The sequence below is a fragment of the Clostridium sp. genome (assembly GCF_036781005.1).
GTDB lineage: Bacteria > Bacillota > Clostridia > Clostridiales > Clostridiaceae > Clostridium_B.
On the sequence record NZ_DAIQBT010000016.1, the window covers coordinates 47954 to 67611 of the forward strand.

Here is a 19658-nt window from a genome sequence, read left to right on the forward strand (position 1 = left end):
AAAACAATTAGTTTACTGCCTTTAATTATACTATTACTTGGATATTGGGTAAAATAACTGCCGTTCTTTGCTCTTTAAAAACTATTTAATTATGGATGGTTCTAATTCTATTTCAAAAGGGCCTATTGAAGAAAAAGAAGCATCAATTTCATTTAATTGCAATTTATTACCTATTCCTTTCTCTTTTTGAAGTGTTTGTTTAATATTGCCATTGATACGCCTACAACTACTACTGCCATTCTCCCAATTATTAAAATTTCCAAACTCAATGTTCCAAGTTTGCAATTTCCCACTATTGTTATTTATATAATTGTAAATTAATTCTACGCTGTCATCTGATAGCCGTTGAATACTAATAATTTTATATTTAATTTTCTTGTACTCACCAGTTTTATTTAAAATACTTTTTCCTGATTTAGGAACATCTAAGTTTATATTAAAATCATTATTTTTGCTCAGGTAATCATTTTGAATATGATATACTGCCTTTGGAACAGTTAACTTTAATTTTTTACCTGTAAGTTTGCTTAAATCAAATAGAGATTCATTTCCCTGATCCAGATAATTAATATTGTTATGTCCATATACTGCGTTATTATACTCATCGGAAATTATAATATAGGAATCTTGTATAGAACCCTTATTTATTGCTTCTGTACTAACTGGTTCTTTCACTCCTAATTTTTTGCTTTCTTCAAAGGTCCCCCAATTGACTTTATCTATTCTTTTATATTTAAAATCTGGCAGGGTATCTATAAAATAGTAATCTACTTTTAAAATATCTCCCTCTCTTTTTAATGAAGTTACGTTCAATGTAGTTATTCCATTAGTTGCAGTATATAATATTTTTGATTTAGGTGCCTCTTTAAAGTCAGAACTTTTTAATTTAAAAGTTGCTTTAGTGAATTTTTTATCACTATCTATAATACTTAAAGTATAACTATCCGCCTTTTTTACTTTGCCATTATATTCTGCCCTGTATGACCCTATATGATTATCCGGCATCATGGCAAGATTATCACTCCTATTGAGTTCATAGGAATTACCCTGTTCGTCTCTAATAATGTAATAAGAGCACTCAGGTTCTTCCGGTTCAATGGTTAAAGTGACTACAATTTTACTTTTGTCTATATACATATTAGCCAAAGTTATGTTTCCCTGCTTAAAACTATTTTTAAGAATTTTGGGGGTATCTGAAGAAATCTTCACTTCTCCAATACCAGATATCACGGTGAGCTTTTCTATCATATTGGCTAAAACATTTCTTTGGGATATAATTACAGGAATAGTTATGAATAAAATAATAGCTGCTGCAATAAAATTTCTTTTGCATTTAGATTTTTTAGAATTTACTCTGCCCATAATATTTTTACAGATTCTCTTCTTTTCAATTTCATTAATTTCTTCATAACTGAATTCATCTTCATTTATATTAACATCATTCAAAAGCATTAATATATCATCTTCATTTAAATTTAGTTTCATTTTAATTCCTCCACTTCATTTGAAATATTCAATTTTCTTATAAGTGAATTTTTAGTACGCCATAATCTGTTGTAAACAGCTCCTTTTGATAAACTAAAATTTTTACATAAGCTTCCCATATCCTCATCTAGAATATATTTTCGTATAAAAAGTTCCCTGTCCAGCTTATGTTCATGCTGCAGAAATTTTATTAATATTTCTTTCTTTTCCCTGAATATATACTCACTTTCAATATCTGTTTTAGAAATCAGTACTTGTTCTTCTATTTGGAGGTTATTCTGTTTAACTAAACTTCTTTTATAATCTATAGCTTTATATTTACTTACGGCCAAAAGCCAATTTTTAAGTGAAGATTTTTCAGAATTGTATAAATGACTTTTATTCCATATTAAAAGATATACATCATTAATACATTCTTTTGCATTTTCATAATTATCTTTTCCAAGTACATTTATTACGATTTTAAAGACTAAATTACAATAAGTATTAATTATGTACTCTAAAGCCATAGGATTCTTTCTCTTAAGTTCTAATAAAAAATTTTCATCATTAATTTTCATTTTTAGCTCCTTTCACTTTGTCCTATCATTAATTAATACGGATAATAAAGCCAATATTTCACAAGATTATATAGAAAATTTAAATTAATGAAAAAGTAAAAACAGCAATAATACCTATAAATATTACTGCTGCTTTTATGTTATTTTTTATTTTCACTTTAAAATAGAATTCCTTCAAAAATACCCCATAAAAAAACTTGTACCCTTTTAAAGTATTTCTTCCAATTCGATTTTATTTCTTCCATTAGCTTTTGCCTTATATAGGCAATCATCAGCTCTTTTTATTAACGAATCAATATCATCATTTAATTTCAACTGTGATACCCCTACACTAACAGTAACAGTTAATCTATCATCTTCAAACTTGCAATTACTTATCTTCAACCTAATTTTATCACATAATCCAGCAGAAGCATTTAATTCTGTATATAGCATAAACATCAAAAATTCTTCTCCTCCAAATCTCCCTACAATTCCTTTATTTCCTAATTCTGTTCTAATTAACTCAGCTACTTTTTTAAGTACACTGTCTCCAACTAAATGTCCGTAATTATCATTAATTTGCTTAAAATTATCAATATCAAACATAGCTACTATAAGAGGTATTTTATCTTTTATTGCTATTTTAAAATTATTCTGCAATAACATAATAACCTGTTTTTTATTGTAAATTCCAGTTAAATCATCTTTAATAGATTTATTATAAAGTTGTTGATTTAATTTCCATAATTCTTCATTTGCTTCCTCTAACTTTTGTTGAGTAATTGTCAATTCTGTTATATCCTCCAATAATACTAGATACCCAATTATATTACATTTATTCCCTTTGATTATATTAATAGAACCATAATAATAAAACTCTTTTCCTTCAAATTTATAATTCAGATTAATTTGCAACGAAGAATCCTGTGGATTAGAAAAATCATACTTTATAATATCCTGTATAACTTCATGTACTGGCATTCCAATTACTTCTGCAATAGAAATATTAAACATTTTTAGTGCCTTTTTATTCATATCCACAATCTTTTTATTTCGATTAAGCACTATCATTAATTCGTTCATGTCATCAAAAGCATATTCTTGGGCAATAGGAACAATATCCATAAATCTATACTTGAGCATTCCAAAAGCAGTAACTAATAATGAAAGTAGAAATGAAATAGGAGTAAAATCTAAATTCTTATTGAAACCCAAGTTACCCACCAATATAATATCACAAATAATTGGTATGAACATTCCTACAATCATAGTAACGGCTTGCTTTTTCCAAATATATTGTTTTGAAAATACAGCCTGCATCAATAGTCCTATATTAACTGTATTAAGAATATAATTATAAGCTGCATTAATCCAGAACCAAAAGCCTGTATCAAATCGTAAAATTTTATATCCATGTGTAGATTCGATATGAAAATTATATATAAACGAATTATTGTAGAAAGAGGTTAAAATTAGAAAAGCTGAAATGGTAGGCATAACAATAAGAATACTATTTTTCCAGCTTTTAAAATTTCGCCTATCCGTTAGCTCCAGTGTTACCATTAGCCAAAATGCAGGAATGTATACTATAAATGTCATTCTAATTACAAACCATATAACCTTTGCCTTCAGTGTATAACTTAATAATTCCATAGAATATGTGCTATTCCATACAGCTATTAACAAAACACATATAATAAATGGCCTTACACCTGAAACATTAATTCTTTTATGCAAAAAAGTATAAAACCCTACTAATATAAAAGCTAATAAAAATAACAATCTACTATAAAAGTACATGAGAATCCTCCCACAAATTATTAAATAAATTTTGCAATAATTACTATTAGCTTTGAAGCAGGCACTAATAAAAATTGGGAAAGTATACTTCCTGCAATCAAGCCTCCCACAATAAAAATTATACAGCGGTTGAATTCCAGTTCTGTAGATTCTCCTCTTACTACATCATCTGTCATCATGGACAAATAAGGATCAATAAATACAAACATAAATATCGTAGAAACACTATTAATCACAGATGATAAAGTACTACATGTAGTTCTTAAATCCGGTCTTAAACATGCAGCATATAATGCTGACAAGATACTTATGCTGGATACAGAAAATGCAATCATATTTAGTAACATTACCTTCTTAGGAGCCTTATTAAAATTTTTTAATTCATATAAGTTACCTTTTTTAGGAATTGAAATGCTATTTTTAAATTGTTCAATTCCTGATTTTGAAAATGCATGAAATATCAATTTAGGTAAAGACCTATATACACTAAATGATTCAACCAACTTACTGAATATTTTTATAAAAGTGGGCATCAAAATTGCACCTGCTATTGTAGCTAAAGTAATAGAAAAAATTACCCATCTAAAAATATAAAGTAGGTCAGTAGACTGTCCTGTATTTATACTATTATCAACCGTCTTTCCCAATAAAGGGGCCTGAATGGTATTTGCCGTTCTTTGTATCAGTACAAAAACATTAAATACAGCAAAGGATACTGCAATTCTCCCCGTTCTTACCCCTACAATTCTTGCAGAATAAGCCAATGTTCCTATTATGTAAATAATAAAGGTTAAAATAAAAACCAAATAAATCTGAATTGTCATTTGTTATCCCCGCCTTGTACTTGTAAATTCATAAATTTTCATTAATGTTACATGATATACACATTTTATCATATATAATAAAATTAAGATGTTAAAAATAAAATAATAATTTACTTCATTTGTAAAAATTTTCTATTCATTTATGATATAATTATAGTAAGAATTAATTTCTTAATAAGGGAGATGATAATTTAATGTTTAAGAAAGTTTTTGCATTTATTTTCATGTGGATTTTTTTAGTACTTTCAAGCAGTTATACAATAGATACTACAACATATGCTGAAACAACATCTACTTCAAATGAGTTCAGCATAAATATTGACGGAAACACTCTACCATCAAAATATGTACAGCCCTATCAAGATGTAAATTCAGTAGTTATGCTTTCCCTCAATGTGTCATGTCAAAAACTGGGAACAAATGCAGACTTGGAAGTAAAAGGTGACAATGCCCTATTAAACCTTTCCAATTATAAAATAAAAATTCAAAACAATAATAAAAAAATATCTGTAAATGGAAAAAATATAACTTTAAATACAGCACCTGTTATTAAAACCAATATTGTTTTTGTACCACTTGAATTTTTCAGTGAAGTATTTGGAAAGACAATAAATTGGGACAACAACACAAAATCCATTGAAATATATACTCCTTCAAGAAATATAGAAGATTATTTCAAAAACAGATTAAGTTTTGAAAATTGCTTAACTACTACACAAAAATTAGACAACTATTTAAGTACCCTGGAAACCACAGATAACTTTCATGGCAGTGTACTCGTAGCACAAAATGGCAGTATAATTCTCAATAAAGGCTATGGAAAATCTGACTTTGAACAAAACATCAAAAACACTAAAGACACCACATTTCCCATAGGATCTATGACTAAACAATTTACAGCCATGGCAATAATGCAATTAGTTGAAAAAGGCCTTATAAATGTAGATGATGTAATATCCAAATACATACCAGACTTCCCAAATGGTAATATTATAACAATCCAAGAACTTCTAACCCATAGTTCCGGAATTGTAAATTGTACAAACTTACCTGAGTTTTGGTCAATGGATATTGATTCTTTGAAAGATATAAATAATATAATAAGTTTGTTTAAAAATAAATCCCTTGAATTTGAGCCCGGAAGTAAATTCAACTACAGCAACTCAGGATATATATTGCTTGGGTATATAATAGAAAAAGTCAGCGGTACAAATTATATAGATTATCTTAAAAAAAATATATTTGACCCTCTTAATATGAAAAATACAGGCTTAAGTTATGACGGTACTAAAAAAATGTATACTTCTACAGGATATAGTGGATACCTGGACGTTTTTCCTATAAGCGATATAATAACACTCAATGGTGCCTATGGTGCAGGGAACTTGTGTTCTACTACAGAAGATCTGTATAAATGGGACAGAGCCCTTTATACAGATAAGCTGGTAAAACAGTCTACCTTAAAAGATATTTTTTCAAATCATATAGAAATGGCATCCTCTGGAATATACTACGGTTATGGGTGGATGTTATCCAAAGGAACTTATGGTGAAGAAATATATCATGGAGGAAATACACTGGGCTTTACAAGTAATATAGCAAGATACCCAGATGAAAATTTAACCATAATTATTCTTACCAATGTGGGATACTACAACGTAAATTCTCTTAATAATACGCTGGCAGATATATCCCTTGGGAAAAACTATGAAATGCCAAAGAGAAAATCCATAATAAAAATTGATGATACCCAACTTGACAGGTATACGGGAAATTATAGAATTGAAGGCAACCTTGGTAATATATCTATAACCAAACAAGATGGACACCTGTATTGTGAACAAAACAACAGTGGACAAAAATATGAACTCTTTGCTCAATCACAAAATAAATTTTTTCTAAGAGTATATGATGTTGAAATCAAATTTAATACAAATAACAAAGATGAAGTCACAGGAATATACCTATATGAATCAGGTGAAGAGATAAGTGCAGAGAAAATCAAATAGTCCAAATTAGTTCCATAAATCAATAGACAGTTTTAAAAGATTTAAACTGTCTATTGATTTATTTTTTTCAATTACTTCATTGCATTTTTAGCCCAATTTGAATCCTTGTATATAGCTCTTCCTACTCCTATCAAATCAGCTTCTCCCCTACTTAAAATATCATCTGCTGTTTTTGAATTAACAATTCCACCTGTTACGATTACAGGTATTGACACAACTTCTTTAATTGTCTTTGAAAGAGATGTAAAATAGCCTTCTTCATTTACCCCGGGAATAGTATACCTGGAGAGGCCTCCTGAAATATCCAAAATATCTACTCCTGCTTTTTCAAGCTGCTGTGCAGCTAATTTACTGTCTTCTATGGTTAATCCTCCATCCATATAGTCAGCTGCACCTAGCCTCATAAATATTGGGAAAGATTCCCCTACAGCTTCACGGACACTTTTGACAATATCCTTATGAATTTTAATTCTCCCTGTTATGTCTCCCCCATATTCATCTTCTCTTTTATTGGTAATAGGCGATAAAAACTGATTTAAAAGATATCCATGGGCAGAGTGAATTTCTACTCCATCAAAACCTGCATTTTTTACCCTTATTGCAGCTTCCTTAAACTCATTTACAATTGCCCCAATTTCATTTTTTTGAAGTTCTCTCGGAGTCATTCCTGTTCCAAAAGGATTGGGAGCGGCAGAAGGTCCCACAATTTCCATACCTGTGACTTCCGTATTTGCCGCACTTCCAGCATGATTTATCTGCATTATTGTTTTACATCCATTTTTGTGAATAGTTTCTGCTAATCTTTTTAATTCCCCTACCATACTTTCCTGTGCAATAGACATTTGATTGCTGCTGGCTTTCCCCTGCTGTGACACAAAACTATGTTCAATAATAATAAGAGAAATATAACCACCTTTTGATTTTTCATCATAGTACTCTAAAATTTCCTCACTTACTTTTCCATCTGCTCCAGATTTCGCTGTTGCCATAGGAGGCATAATCAATCTATTTTTTAATAATAGTTTATCTGTATTTAATGGTTTATTTAAATAATTCAAAACACCATCTCCTTTAATAATAGATATGCATTAAATATAATCATTCTATTTCTAATTGTCAATTAAACTATTATTGTTGCTGGATTAAACTCACTGTACTATTGAATCTATATTTACTCAATTATTTCATTTATATTATATTTAAATGAATATGTATATAATTTCAAGATTTTGGACATACTATAAATATCATTCCCTTTTCGAATTATTTTAGACTGGCCTTTGGCCGGTTTTTTCTTTTAAGTACTTTTCTCATTAATTTACTTTCGTGCTTTACCTGAAATATGTTCTACCTCTATTTTTATAACTTTAGTTTTATCTTCCATCTTTCTTATATAACTTTTTCCAGTTTCTAGGTATTCTTTGGAATATTTATTTAATATTTCAAGGAGTGCATTATACTTCTCTTCTCCAAGAACCTCTCCTGCCACTCCAAACACAACAACACTTTCATAATTAGTAGTAAATTCATCAGGAATAACACAAGTTTTACCCACTACACAAAAGGACACCTTACTGTTAATAGAAATGTTTTTAATTTTACTTCCTTCCAGAGCACAATGAAAATAAAGTGCATTATTTAAATACACATAATTCACTGGTACTCCATAAGGATATCCCTCCTGATTCAAAGTTGACAAAATGCCATAATCACATCTTTTTAAAAGTTCCTCAGCCTCACTATTTTCTAATTTTCGATCTTTTCTTCTGATTTCTTTAAACATAATATACCCCCCTTCATGAGTGTTGATTATCCAAAAGGGATACTCAGCTCCTATAGTAAACTTCACCTAATTCTCTGAGTCACCTGATAACACTTAACTTACTTAGACTTTATCTAAAGGAGCCTATTTATACAAAGTCCTAAAGCATACCCAATAATAGCTAATATTAAAGACCCTAAGATATAACTAATTGCATTTAATTTCTCTCTTTCCTGAAACAGATTAAATCCTTCATACATAAATGTTGAAAAAGTAGTATATGCTCCTAGAAAACCTTCTCCCAATAATAGGTACATGTCTTTACTGATACCTAGACCACTCACTATCCCAAGAAGAATAGCCCCTGTTATATTGATTACAAAAGTACCTACAGGAAATCCTTTAGAACATTTCTTTGAAATAAATTCACCTAATTTATACCTTAATAAGCTTCCAAATGCGCCTCCTATTCCAACAAAAACAAAATTCATATTCACTGCACCCCACTTTTACTCATTGATTTTTCTTTCTTTTTAATCAATTTTACTATAATTTTTCTTGCAAAAACTATTCCACAATACACAGCTATAATTCCCAAAATCAATGAAATAATAACATAGAAAATTGCCGAAAAATAATCTCCTTCAAAAAACAACGTTGTAAATTCCTTGCATAATGTGGAGAAGGTAGTATATGAGCCTATAAATCCTGTAGCAATTCCCAGTCTGATATCAACATCAAATTCTAAAATTTCATAGGCCATTGTTAAAATCAAGGCCAAAATAAAACTTCCAGTGATATTAATAATTAAAGTATTTATGGGTATATTTCCATGATAATAACTAATGGGAGTGTTTCTGATAACATACCTTAAAATAGCACCTAACATGCCTCCTATACTAATAAATATATACTTTCTCATTTTTTATCCCTGCCTTATATTATAATTTAAAACTGCTTAAAAACAAAATAACTCCCACAAATAACAAAATTGTTACCTGCAGGAGTCATCAGCATTTCGCGGTTATGGCGAACTCCATCGCCTTTGACTTCAGTATAGCATAAAATGAAAAAAATTACTACTAGATTATGTTGAAAACTTGAATATCACAATAAGGCAAGTATTCACTTAAAATCTTTATATCAGCTTCATCAATTGAGTTTTTATATAGACAAAGTGTCTTTAATGCAGACATTTGCTTTAACTCACTTATATTATTTATTTGATTATAGGCTAAATTGAGTATTTGTAAATTAGTCAAATTCTTTAATGGACTTATATCACTTATTTGATTAAAAATCAAGTTAAGGATTTGCAACTTAGTTAGTCCACTTAACGCACTCACATCACTTATTTGATTACATCCCAAATCAAGTGCTTGGAGATTAATTAATCTTTTTAATGGGCTTATATCACTTACTTGAGTGCCGTATAAGCAGAGTTTTTGCAAATTAATCAGTCCTTCTAATGGACTTATATCACTTATTTTATCACCTTTAAAATAAAGACTCTGTAAGTTAGTTAAATTTTTCAATGAACTTATATCACTTATTTCACTGCTGCTGAAATAAAGAGTTTGTAAATGATTTAACCCTTTTAACGGACTTATATCGCTTATTTCATTAATACCTAAATTAAGATTTTGCAAGCCTGTTAAATCTTTTAATGGATTTATATCCTTCACCTCATTGTTATTTAAGGAAAGGGTATTTAGGCGAATTAATGATTTTAACGGACTTATATCATTTAGTTCATTGAAACTCAAATCAAGGTTTTGTAAATTAGATAAATTTTCTATTCCAGTAATATCGCATATTCCCCTATTTTTAGCATTCAGTGACAGAATGGTGTTTACATCATTTTTATAAATATCACCTGTAGGTTTATTTAGTGTATCTCTTACTACCTGTTCTAAATTTTTATCTTTAAAAGTTATTACATTATTGTTAACTATAGTTGGATAAGAAGTATCCACGCTTGACCCACTAGATGTAGATTCGGTAATGGCAATTGTATTTCTAAGCACATTAGCTTGTACCTGATTAATTCCTAATAATCCACAAAGAGCTGATACTGTTGTTAAAGCCACCAATGCTATTTTTTTTCTTAAGTTTTTTAATAAAAATTTTTTAATATGCACTTTAATCCTCCTTAAACACTTTTATATTTTAAAGTATAGCAAATAAAATAATTCAAAGATCCTTTCTAATATCTTCTTCATATTTATCTATCAACAATTCTTGATAAGCTGCACGTTTATACTTTAATATAGTTTCACACATTTTTTTTAATTTTTCACTTTTTACCATATGTAATTTTTTTATTCTTATTTCAGTAAGTTCCACATCAGATATTATATTTTTGTAATCCTCTATATCATATCTCCATAATATTAGTTTTTTTCCATACCTGAGATTTAGTTTATCTGCCATAATTATACCCTCCGGGTCCATATCTCCCGAATAGTATATATAAGCACCACTTTCAACTAATTTATCCATTAAAACAAGAGATGCCAATTTAAAATTTCCAAAGGTACATATAAGGGAAGGCTTAAATTCAATAGTTCTGTTAAGTATTTCAGTAAAAACGGTGGGATTTTCAAATACATACACTTTTTTACCGGGACTTACAATTCTTGAAACCCTACTTACATTAAAAAGTGACACCTGTATAGGTTCTCCACTGTTATAAAATCCCTGCCATCCCTGATGTATTTCATTATTTTTTAAGTACCCCAGCATACCACTGCATAGTGTATAATTGGAAACCTCATCTTTTATTATTCCAGCACTATACATAAGTTCTGAAAGGTCCTCTGCATTTTTAGGATAGGATATATCTTTAAAAAATACTATTGCAAAAACAAGAAGTTTACCACCATCCCTGTCATTATCAAAAAAATGAGGATCCTTCGTAACATTAGATGCCAAAACTGCCATTCTTATTAAATTATCCTTTTGAAATGATATTATATCAAGTGCCTTGCATACAGCTTTTAAGTTATTTTTTAAATTATTCTTATCTTCATGATATTTCTGGTTTATAAACCTTGAACCCTCACCATTATTTTCAAGTACATTTAAAAGCCATTGTTTTACCCGTATACCTTGAATTTCATCTATAATATCTTTATAGAATACTTGTCTTTTTCTCTGGTATTCAAGCTTCTCTTCTTTTTTAGAATACAGCTTTTGGTTAAAATATTTTTCCACTACAATTTTAAAATCAACGCCGGAAAATTTAGTGTGGTCTAAGGCTCTGATAAAATTTTCAACTTTAATTGATGCTGATTTTCCATAATAATTTTTCCTAAAAAATCCTGTAAGTGCATCCTTCTCACAATCACTTAAATTAACTAAATTTATAGTACCTCCTAAAGAACCAAGAGATCTATATTTCTCCTGAATTTTCTTAAATACCCTTTTAAAACCTGGATTATCTTTAAAATATTGAACGCACTCTTCCAATAATATTTCATCCATAAAATTATGTCACAAGCTCCTTTACCTTTCCATTCCACCTATATCTCATAACTGTAACATATTCTACATTATCAGGTCTTAAAAGTTCACATATAGAAAGAGATGGAACCGTATCATAGTCTCCCCATAATATCTGGGAGTTTATTATATAATTTAAATCCAGTTCATTTAAAAGTCTGAACATATCCCGTATATTTCTCTCATCCACTCCGGCAAAAGCTTCATCCAGTGATATTATTCTTGGACTGTCACCTCTTGCCCCTTCATATTTTGCATAAACCGCAGAAAAAAGAGGCACATACATTGCCATAGCTTTTTCTCCTCCACTAAATTGATAAAAAGCATTATTTGTAAGTTCTTTTTTATTACTGCCCTTTTTTACAAAGTACAGTTTAAACTGAAACCACTTCCTATAATCCAATATTTCCTTCATAATGCTGTGAAAAGTCTGACTATAGCCTTTATCCTCTAACATTCTCCTTGCTTCTGATATTTTTGATCTGAAGTGCTCTGAAAGTTTATTCAAATCTGAGGGTTTCATTAAATTTCCATCCTGTTTTAAAAGGTCTACTAATTCTTTTGTATCTAACTGCTGTTCAGTTTCCGCTTTTTTACTGGTCCATCTAAGAGAAAAGGATAATCCACTGGATGTATTCATGGATTCCATAAGCTCATTCATCTTCTTTACCCATTTTTCACTGTGAAATATTCTTGCCCGTATCTTTTTACTTATATTATTCACTAAGATATCCTCAAAAAGCTGCCTGTCTCCTTCCTGAAGAAGTTTTTCATTTTCTATTATACCTTCTTCTATGAAATCAACCAGCTTATAAAAGCTTACATCTTTTCCCCTTACCTTTGCCATTATGTCTACTCTTCTTCTTGTGGCATTGGCTCTTTTTAAATCTTCATCTTTGGTATCAAGCTCATCTGTAAAAATATAATCAGTTCTTACAGTATATTCTCTTAAATATTGATTGTTTTCCTGAAATCTTTGAAACAGCACATTGCCATAATCCTCTCTTACTTTTAAACTTTTCTCATCTATTACTGTTTCCTTCACAATTTTGCCGGCTATCTCCAAAATCTTCATATCCTTATTTGTACTTACATAATCAAGTTCAATCTCTTCCATAAAGGACTTTTCATATACACTCAAAATTTTCTTAAGTGTTTCCATTTTCTCTAAAATATCCTTAATTTTTTTATTTTGCTCTTCATATATACTTTTTTCTCTTTCACTCTTCCTGGCAGTGGTCTTAATTTTTTCAGGTATTTCCCCTAAAAGCCTTATACACTGTTCTACTTGATTTTTTACAGATTCATAGTCTGAAAGTTCCAGCTGTTGTTTGGAATTTTCCATGGTAATAGATGATTCTTTCAAATCTCTTTCAATCGAAGATAAATCATATATAATATTATCTATGTCCTGCAAAATATCTTCCAAATTATCCTTGAAAATTTGAATTTTTTCTAGAACCTGTAAAAATTCACCGTGGATTTTTTCAAGCTTAAATAAGTTTTGTCTATAATCCTGCGCACATTCAAGGACTTCTTCATAGTCCTTAACATTAGCTTTTATATTCAACTTATAGGTTAGTTCATATACCTTTTCCTTAATAGTCTTCAATTCTCCATATATTTTTCTTTCAACACTATTTTTGTTTTCTATGTCTTCACAAGCTTTTTCATACTTAAAATCCGCATCTTTCAGCTGTTGTACAGCTTCAAACAAATCCTTATTAGATGGGATACTGTCAAACTCTTTTTCAAGTACTTTAATTCTCATATTAATATTATTTATATCATTTTTACAGGTTAAAATATATGCTTCTACTTCCTTAGTTTCCTTTAAAAGATTATTTATCACATCTTCCCTGTACTTATTTCTAGCACTTGACCCTATAAATTTAGGTACATAAATCTTAGTTACATTTCCTTTTATAGGCCCTATGGAATACTGTCCTTTTTCGTTAACACAGGTTTCATTTTTATTTATCCCTATACTTCCAAGTATATCTTCTATATACTGGCGGTCGATTCCATCTATGGAAATAGATTCGCTCTTAAGAAAACTGGATATATTATCCCTATCTTTTTCCTTACATGGGAATATGTATTTATCCGCAGTAGTATCTAAATTAACACCTAAAATTTTCTCCTCATACTTTTTAGGAATTATAAGTGCATCTAAAATACCCATATCCATAAGAGCTTCTTCAAGTCTTCCTTTTATTTCATCTGGAACATCTTCTTTAAAATCCACTGCCATATATAATGGAATAAAAGGAATATTCATTTGCTGGAGTTTTTTCCTGTTTTCAACGACCTTTTCTTCTCTTTCAGGTTCAGGATCTTTTTTATTTTTCCACATTTTTATTTGCTGATTTTTTTCTTCTAATAATTTCTCCAAGTTCTCCTTTTCTATCTCCATTTTATATTTCATGCCGCTAAGTTCTTTTTCAAAATTATTATATTCATTTCTAACTTGGGCAATTATATCGTCAAAGGAACTTAAATAGTGAAAATTATTTACTGCCCTTGTTAAAGATACAATACCCTCTTCTGAAAATTTAAATTCTATATTATTATTTTTCCAATCATATACTTTCTCGATATATTCTCCTTTTATCTCCATAAGCAGATTTTTGGTTTCTTCCAGTATTTTAAGCTTTTCTTCTCTATATTGTTTACTTTTTTCAAGCTCCTCCAGAGCCCTATCATACTCTATATTTTTTGTTCTTTCTTTCCTTAGTTCTTCCAATGCCTTTTCTATGTTTTTCATGTACTTTTCCAGATTATTTTCCACATAATTAAAGGAATACTTTCTATCTAAACTGCTCTTTAATTCATCCTTTAAAAAACTCTGTTCATCAAAATATATTTCCTTTGATATCTCATCCATTTCAGCTAACATATGTTCTATTTTATCCCGTCCTGCATCTCTTTCTTCCCCTAGCTTTTTTATATTGTTGTTTAGGGTAACTTCATCCTGTCTCTTTTTATCATGTATCTGTTTTTTTTGACTTTTTTGTACATTTAGAATTTCAATATACTCTTTTAATTTTTCTATTTTTTCCCTTATCTTTATACTATCGTGTTTATCTAATTCTCTTTTCTTATCTTCTAATATACTTTTTTCCATATCAAGATTTTTTAATTCTTCCTCTGCAGCTTCATGGGATGCCCTTGCTCTTTCTATTTCCCTTTCACAGTTTTCCTTTTCAGATTTCATATTCTCAAACTGCTTGTTGTATTTTATATAAAGTTTAGCCTTATCCACTATAAAAAATCTATTGTATTTGTCAAAGGCAGCTTTTATTCTGTTTGCCGCTTTTTTCGCTTCTTTCATTTCTTCCAATCTACTTTTTATGTTATCCATATTTTCTATAGCCTCTGACATAGGCCTCAAATCATCTTCTGAAAGCTGCTGAAGAGAATTTTCCATTATTTCATAACTCACTGTAGGCTTAAAATCCTTAGAAAGCTTAGGGGTTCTAAGCTGCACCAAAAGTTTTATAAGTTCATCATAGTCCTCTATATTGTCATAGCCAAAAAGGTAGTTATTAACAAGTTTCATGTACCCATTCTGACTTTCTATTACCTGACCGCCTGAATCTATCCTATTTTGAAGTTCTTTGGCTGTAAGTGGAAGTTTTCCTCCAGATTTTTTATAAAGGAAAATATCCTGGCCTATTCTCCTGCCGTCATTTATGACAAATCCCCAAGACTTCAGTGCTTTTCCTCTGGAAGCTCTAAATCCCATACCTACGGTCATATAATTTTCCGTTTTTCTCTTTTTAAATTCCATATAGACATATCCAATAGATTCATCTTTTCCACTATCTTCATCTCCAAGCAGGTAATTTTCTAGTTTTCTAGCTTTAGAACCAAAGGGATCTAATCTTTCAGGACTTTTATTTCCATCTAAAAGGAGTGGAATAAAACTCTGCATGGTAACTGATTTACCAGAACCATTTGAACCCCTTAAAAGGAGCTTGCCATCTGAAAAATCAAACTCTTCTTCATCATAATACCAAAAATTCAAAAGTCCAGCTCTATTTATAATCCATCTGTTATCTTCCATAATGATCCTCCTATGTTTCTATTTTCTCCAAAAAACTATGTGGATATATCCCCACTACCTTACCGCAAAGAGGAAGTATTTTAATTTCTCTGCCATCCTCCACAAATTTTATCATATTAAAGTCCTGCATATACACCATTATCTCTCCAACAAGTTCACTTTGCTTCATTTCCCTGTATTCCTTACTCCAACCCATACCGCAATTTTGTTTAAGCTTTTCTACCAAGCTTTCAAAATAAGCTTTGGAAACTATCGCAGTATCATCTACATTCAGCTGAATTTTCTTTTCCTTTATCTCATCAACTATCAAGTGATTAAAAAGCATTACTACATCACTTATGGCCCTGTTTCCAGGGAATGTATCCTTCAAATTGTCTTCCGGATCTATAACCATCATTGCTCCATTTCTATGTACATGAACACTGCAATCTAAGTACTTTTCAAGATCATTTGAAATCATACCTCTGTAGTTTTTTATATAATTATAATCCACATCTTCAGCCCCGTAATTATATACTACAGGCCCCATCACAATCCTTCTATATACCCTCTGTCTTCTTATAAATCCCTTGTCTGAGTCAACATCAGTCCATTCTTCTTTTTCAATATCCTGATAACTATTATAGTCTAATATATTCATGGGAAAATTTCTTATAAAATACCTTGAAAGACCTGTACTTTCATATAATACTTCCGCTTCCATATTATTTCTAAAGTTTTGTTCTTCGCCATCGTCAACAATCATCATATCCATGGAAGTGGCAAATCTTAAAACTTTTATAAGATATTTTCTATGTCTGTACAATGTCCAATCTACACTTTCATCTCCCGGATAATTTGCCTGTATGTACTCTGTAATTTCGGATAAAACAAACTGTTCTTCTTTTCCCTTATCTTCAAGAAACATTATAAGAATACACAAAAATGCATATTCCATTGTACTTTCAAAAGCCTTAATTCCCATCCATCCCTCTGCTTTTCCCGGAAATTTTTCAAGTTTTATTAAATAAGGATTTATAACAAGGTTATATCCCAGTTTATCTGTTAAAAAACTTTTAAACTCTGCTATACTGTCTTTTAATCTATAGTATAATTCTTTATTTTTATCTTTCCCTATCCAGTAATTCTCAAGCAATATTTTAAGATCATTCATTTAAATTCTACCTTTCAAACTTTATAATATAAGGTGGCATTAAAAGATTGCCATCATCACAATCCAAAGTACATCTTTCCTCTTCATCTTTTGGAATCTCTACTATATATTTTATGCCGTCTTCAGTTTTACCTCTCCCATCAGAACTGTTCATTCCTTTGCTGAGCCACCTAAGAAGAGTTATTCTCACACTTGAAGGTATTTTAGGAAGTTTTGAAAACTCTATGCATCCATCTTTCACATACCCTTTCATAATTTCTTTCTCCCTTTCTCTTTCCTTCATTACTTTTTCAAACATGGCCTTCTTCTTCTGATTATTATCCACTATGGAATTTCTCTCTGATTTTTCCCTGTAACTTCGAATTCTAGGATTGATTTTTTTCACATAAGGTTCTTCCTCAAAAATTCCACTATTTATGCTTTCAGTATTTCTATATGGGTGTGCTTTAATATGTTTCATATTAAAAATCCCAAAACTTACTGCCGAAAGTTTATGTGCTTCTTCCATGTCTTTGCAATTTAAAAACATACTGCAAAGTTTTCTGTACTCTTCTCTTCTATTAGAAGCACTGTTTCTGCTTTCCGCTATTTGAGATGCAAAACGGGTTATTTTTCTTATTATTTCATTTGTTATATTAAGAAGTTTTTCTGATTCACTTTCCCTGCCCGAAGATGCCAGAAACCAATTACACAAACTTTCCCACCTACCATAGATGTTGTCCTCCAACATATCATCAGTTACTTTCATGTCAACTCTAGGTATGGATTTTTCATAGGTTAAAACTTTCTGAAGCACCTGATTTACCTGATCCTTATCTAAATTTCCAAGAAGATATTCTATATGAGATGAATTATACTGAAGGCTTTTTATAAAATCTCTTAAATAATCTATAAATTTATCCTTAAATATTAAAAATTCTCTTGTTTTCATGAGTTCATCCGCTTTAATACCATATAAATCCCTTATATAATCCTGATAATTTTGATTTAACCTTTTAAAGTCATTGTTTAGAGAATTCCACCAGCTTCCAACTTCCTTTTCATTTTTAGAAGTCATTTCAGTGAGTTTTTCAATGTATTCCTTTATTCTCTCAAGAAGTGAAGGCTCAAGAGAGGCACTTTCTATAAACAAATTTTCAAGTTTTATGGTGAGTCTTTCTATTTCCACACTGTATTCAGAAAGTTCATATCTAAATTGCTTGTTTTTAAATTCCTCAACGGTAGTAACTTTTGCAGTGTCTTGAACTGCCATAAGATTTTTCCATGATATAAGCACATCTAAATCCTGCCGACAGGACTCTATGGTGTAATTCTTAAATTCATTATATTTTTTAAGTTCTTCAAATACTTCTTCTTTATACATCCAATACTTCATTTTTTCATATTGTAAATAAAAAAACCTTAAAATAGTTCTATATCTCCAAGCATTTTCTGCTGTAAGATATCTCATTTCATCAATTTGCCTAGTAAGTTTATCCGTTATTTTCATAATAAATAATCACCTTTTTATAAAAGTAAGTTCCCTTTTTCAAACATCCATATTATATCATATAAAGATAATCTTTATTAATGATTTTTGTCATACTTCTGCCAATTTTTTAAGATTCAGATGAAGTTTATCATAAAGAAATACCTATCTCCATCTGAATCTTAAAAAACTTATACAAATATACTATAGGAAAAAACTAAAGATATTTAATAGCTTGAATTTTATTGTAGATTAAAAATTAAATACTGTACTCCAGTCAAAATCTCCAGACTTCTCCACGCTTTCAGGCCAATTAGAGCACCATTTTGGAGACATTGGCTTTTCCACTCTATCAAGACTAGGGGTATATGGTTTAATATCTAAGACAGGTGTTCCATTGTCAGCATCTATATAAGCTAAACCGATAATTCCCTTTTCGCAGTCAATATAAGTAATACAACTACAGCTAAGTCCAATAGGATTTGGTCTCTCAGGGGATCGTGTGGCAAATGTCCCCAATACTTCTGGGGCACCTTTATATGGATTTTTCTCAATAAGTTTTGCTCTGGATTTAAAATTATCACACCTATCAAACCACCATAATACATTTATATAACCAAATCCCTCTAAATTTATAAGAGCAGGTATATATTCTTTATTTAGAACTGCCCTCATGCCTTTATTATCTACACAAATTTTCCCAATTACTCTTAAATTAAACTGTTCCATAAATAACTCTCCTTATTTTATATTTTATTTACGGCGCCGTTAATATTAAGTATACTGATATAAATTAATACTACAATGATTTTTTTGACTTTATACTTTTATATTCAAAATAATTATTTTTTAAATCTCTCAAGATATATATTTCGATTTCTTTAGAATTTAAGCCATATTTCTTAATCTGTGGTTCTTCTTTTAAAAAATATTGTCCACATGTGATCCCATCTTTGAAAGCATCATATTCCTTAGCATAACAATATGCGGCGTAGTTCAAAATAAACTTAATGGTGCCTGTCCCATTAAAAAAAGACTATAA

At 29.9% G+C, this 19658-nt stretch carries 16 protein-coding genes and 1 riboswitch; of the genes, 1 reads left to right on the top strand and 15 read right to left on the bottom strand.

What is annotated here, in order from left to right; all coding sequences use genetic code 11:
- Nucleotides 1-81: 81 nt before the first annotated feature.
- The 4 genes from V7Q02_RS08455 to V7Q02_RS08470 all read right to left on the bottom strand — a co-directional run bounded on the left by V7Q02_RS08455 (nt 82) and on the right by V7Q02_RS08470 (nt 4651).
- Nucleotides 82-1485, bottom strand: coding sequence for a hypothetical protein (locus tag V7Q02_RS08455; protein WP_333860571.1), 1404 nt, complete (start codon nt 1483-1485; stop codon nt 82-84).
- Nucleotides 1482-2045, bottom strand: coding sequence for a sigma-70 family RNA polymerase sigma factor (locus tag V7Q02_RS08460; RefSeq protein WP_333860572.1), 564 nt, complete (start codon nt 2043-2045; stop codon nt 1482-1484). The genes V7Q02_RS08455 and V7Q02_RS08460 overlap by 4 nt, the downstream gene beginning before the upstream one ends.
- Before the next feature lie 207 nt (nt 2046-2252).
- A complete protein-coding gene (locus V7Q02_RS08465; RefSeq protein ID WP_333860573.1) occupies nt 2253-3827 on the bottom strand; it encodes a histidine kinase N-terminal 7TM domain-containing diguanylate cyclase in 1575 nt (524 codons plus the stop codon).
- 20 nt (nt 3828-3847) lie between these two features.
- Entirely contained in the window at nt 3848-4651 is an 804-nt protein-coding gene (locus V7Q02_RS08470; protein ID WP_333860574.1) for a lipid II flippase Amj family protein, read from the bottom strand.
- Nucleotides 4652-4845: 194 nt separating this feature from the next.
- Between V7Q02_RS08470 and V7Q02_RS08475 the strand changes: the two genes are divergently transcribed.
- Complete coding sequence (locus V7Q02_RS08475) at nt 4846-6660, top strand: serine hydrolase (RefSeq protein WP_333860575.1); 1815 nt, start codon at nt 4846-4848, stop codon at nt 6658-6660.
- A gap of 71 nt (nt 6661-6731) precedes the next feature.
- Here V7Q02_RS08475 and V7Q02_RS08480 read toward each other — a convergent pair whose 3' ends face one another.
- The 11 genes from V7Q02_RS08480 to V7Q02_RS08530 form a co-directional block, all read right to left on the bottom strand.
- Nucleotides 6732-7718: an NADH:flavin oxidoreductase gene (locus V7Q02_RS08480; RefSeq protein WP_333860576.1), complete on the bottom strand. Its 987-nt coding sequence runs from the start codon at nt 7716-7718 to the stop codon at nt 6732-6734.
- A gap of 260 nt (nt 7719-7978) precedes the next feature.
- Complete coding sequence (locus tag V7Q02_RS08485) at nt 7979-8443, bottom strand: pyridoxamine 5'-phosphate oxidase family protein (RefSeq protein ID WP_333860577.1); 465 nt, start codon at nt 8441-8443, stop codon at nt 7979-7981.
- A gap of 113 nt (nt 8444-8556) precedes the next feature.
- Nucleotides 8557-8913, bottom strand: coding sequence for a fluoride efflux transporter CrcB (gene crcB / locus V7Q02_RS08490; RefSeq protein ID WP_333860578.1), 357 nt, complete (start codon nt 8911-8913; stop codon nt 8557-8559).
- 2 nt (nt 8914-8915) lie between these two features.
- Complete coding sequence (gene crcB / locus V7Q02_RS08495; protein ID WP_333860579.1) at nt 8916-9344, bottom strand: fluoride efflux transporter CrcB; 429 nt, start codon at nt 9342-9344, stop codon at nt 8916-8918.
- 72 nt (nt 9345-9416) lie between these two features.
- Nucleotides 9417-9475: riboswitch (Fluoride riboswitch) on the bottom strand.
- Between the two features lie 29 nt (nt 9476-9504).
- On the bottom strand, nt 9505-10563 hold the full coding sequence (locus V7Q02_RS08500) for a leucine-rich repeat domain-containing protein (RefSeq protein ID WP_333860580.1): 1059 nt from the start codon (nt 10561-10563) through the stop codon (nt 9505-9507).
- A 52-nt stretch (nt 10564-10615) separates the two neighbouring features.
- A complete protein-coding gene (locus V7Q02_RS08505) occupies nt 10616-11908 on the bottom strand; it encodes a TIGR02679 domain-containing protein (protein WP_333860581.1) in 1293 nt (430 codons plus the stop codon).
- A 4-nt stretch (nt 11909-11912) separates the two neighbouring features.
- Nucleotides 11913-15995, bottom strand: coding sequence for a TIGR02680 family protein (locus V7Q02_RS08510; protein WP_333860582.1), 4083 nt, complete (start codon nt 15993-15995; stop codon nt 11913-11915).
- A gap of 10 nt (nt 15996-16005) precedes the next feature.
- Nucleotides 16006-17148, bottom strand: coding sequence for a TIGR02678 family protein (locus V7Q02_RS08515; protein WP_333860583.1), 1143 nt, complete (start codon nt 17146-17148; stop codon nt 16006-16008).
- A 7-nt stretch (nt 17149-17155) separates the two neighbouring features.
- The gene (locus tag V7Q02_RS08520; protein WP_333860584.1) at nt 17156-18637 is read right to left on the bottom strand and encodes a TIGR02677 family protein; all 1482 of its coding nucleotides are present in this window, start codon (nt 18635-18637) and stop codon (nt 17156-17158) included.
- A gap of 231 nt (nt 18638-18868) precedes the next feature.
- Nucleotides 18869-19345 (bottom strand): SAM-dependent methyltransferase, encoded by a 477-nt coding sequence (locus V7Q02_RS08525; RefSeq protein ID WP_333860585.1) that lies wholly within the window; start codon nt 19343-19345, stop codon nt 18869-18871.
- 70 nt (nt 19346-19415) lie between these two features.
- On the bottom strand, nt 19416-19616 hold the full coding sequence (locus V7Q02_RS08530; protein ID WP_333860586.1) for a hypothetical protein: 201 nt from the start codon (nt 19614-19616) through the stop codon (nt 19416-19418).
- Between the last annotated feature and the right edge of the window lie 42 nt (nt 19617-19658).

What these genes read in the sequence shown, in the direction of transcription:
- V7Q02_RS08455 (WP_333860571.1), bottom strand. Translation starts at nt 1,485, where the DNA reads ATGAAACTAAATTTAAATGAAGATGATATATTAATGCTTTTGAATGAT.
- V7Q02_RS08460 (WP_333860572.1), bottom strand. Translation starts at nt 2,045, where the DNA reads ATGAAAATTAATGATGAAAATTTTTTATTAGAACTTAAGAGAAAGAAT.
- V7Q02_RS08465 (WP_333860573.1), bottom strand. Translation starts at nt 3,827, where the DNA reads ATGTACTTTTATAGTAGATTGTTATTTTTATTAGCTTTTATATTAGTA.
- V7Q02_RS08470 (WP_333860574.1), bottom strand. Translation starts at nt 4,651, where the DNA reads ATGACAATTCAGATTTATTTGGTTTTTATTTTAACCTTTATTATTTAC.
- V7Q02_RS08475 (WP_333860575.1), top strand. Translation starts at nt 4,846, where the DNA reads ATGTTTAAGAAAGTTTTTGCATTTATTTTCATGTGGATTTTTTTAGTA.
- V7Q02_RS08485 (WP_333860577.1), bottom strand. Translation starts at nt 8,443, where the DNA reads ATGTTTAAAGAAATCAGAAGAAAAGATCGAAAATTAGAAAATAGTGAG.
- crcB (WP_333860578.1), bottom strand. Translation starts at nt 8,913, where the DNA reads ATGAATTTTGTTTTTGTTGGAATAGGAGGCGCATTTGGAAGCTTATTA.
- crcB (WP_333860579.1), bottom strand. Translation starts at nt 9,344, where the DNA reads ATGAGAAAGTATATATTTATTAGTATAGGAGGCATGTTAGGTGCTATT.
- V7Q02_RS08505 (WP_333860581.1), bottom strand. Translation starts at nt 11,908, where the DNA reads ATGGATGAAATATTATTGGAAGAGTGCGTTCAATATTTTAAAGATAAT.
- V7Q02_RS08510 (WP_333860582.1), bottom strand. Translation starts at nt 15,995, where the DNA reads ATGGAAGATAACAGATGGATTATAAATAGAGCTGGACTTTTGAATTTT.
- V7Q02_RS08515 (WP_333860583.1), bottom strand. Translation starts at nt 17,148, where the DNA reads ATGAATGATCTTAAAATATTGCTTGAGAATTACTGGATAGGGAAAGAT.
- V7Q02_RS08520 (WP_333860584.1), bottom strand. Translation starts at nt 18,637, where the DNA reads ATGAAAATAACGGATAAACTTACTAGGCAAATTGATGAAATGAGATAT.
- V7Q02_RS08525 (WP_333860585.1), bottom strand. Translation starts at nt 19,345, where the DNA reads ATGGAACAGTTTAATTTAAGAGTAATTGGGAAAATTTGTGTAGATAAT.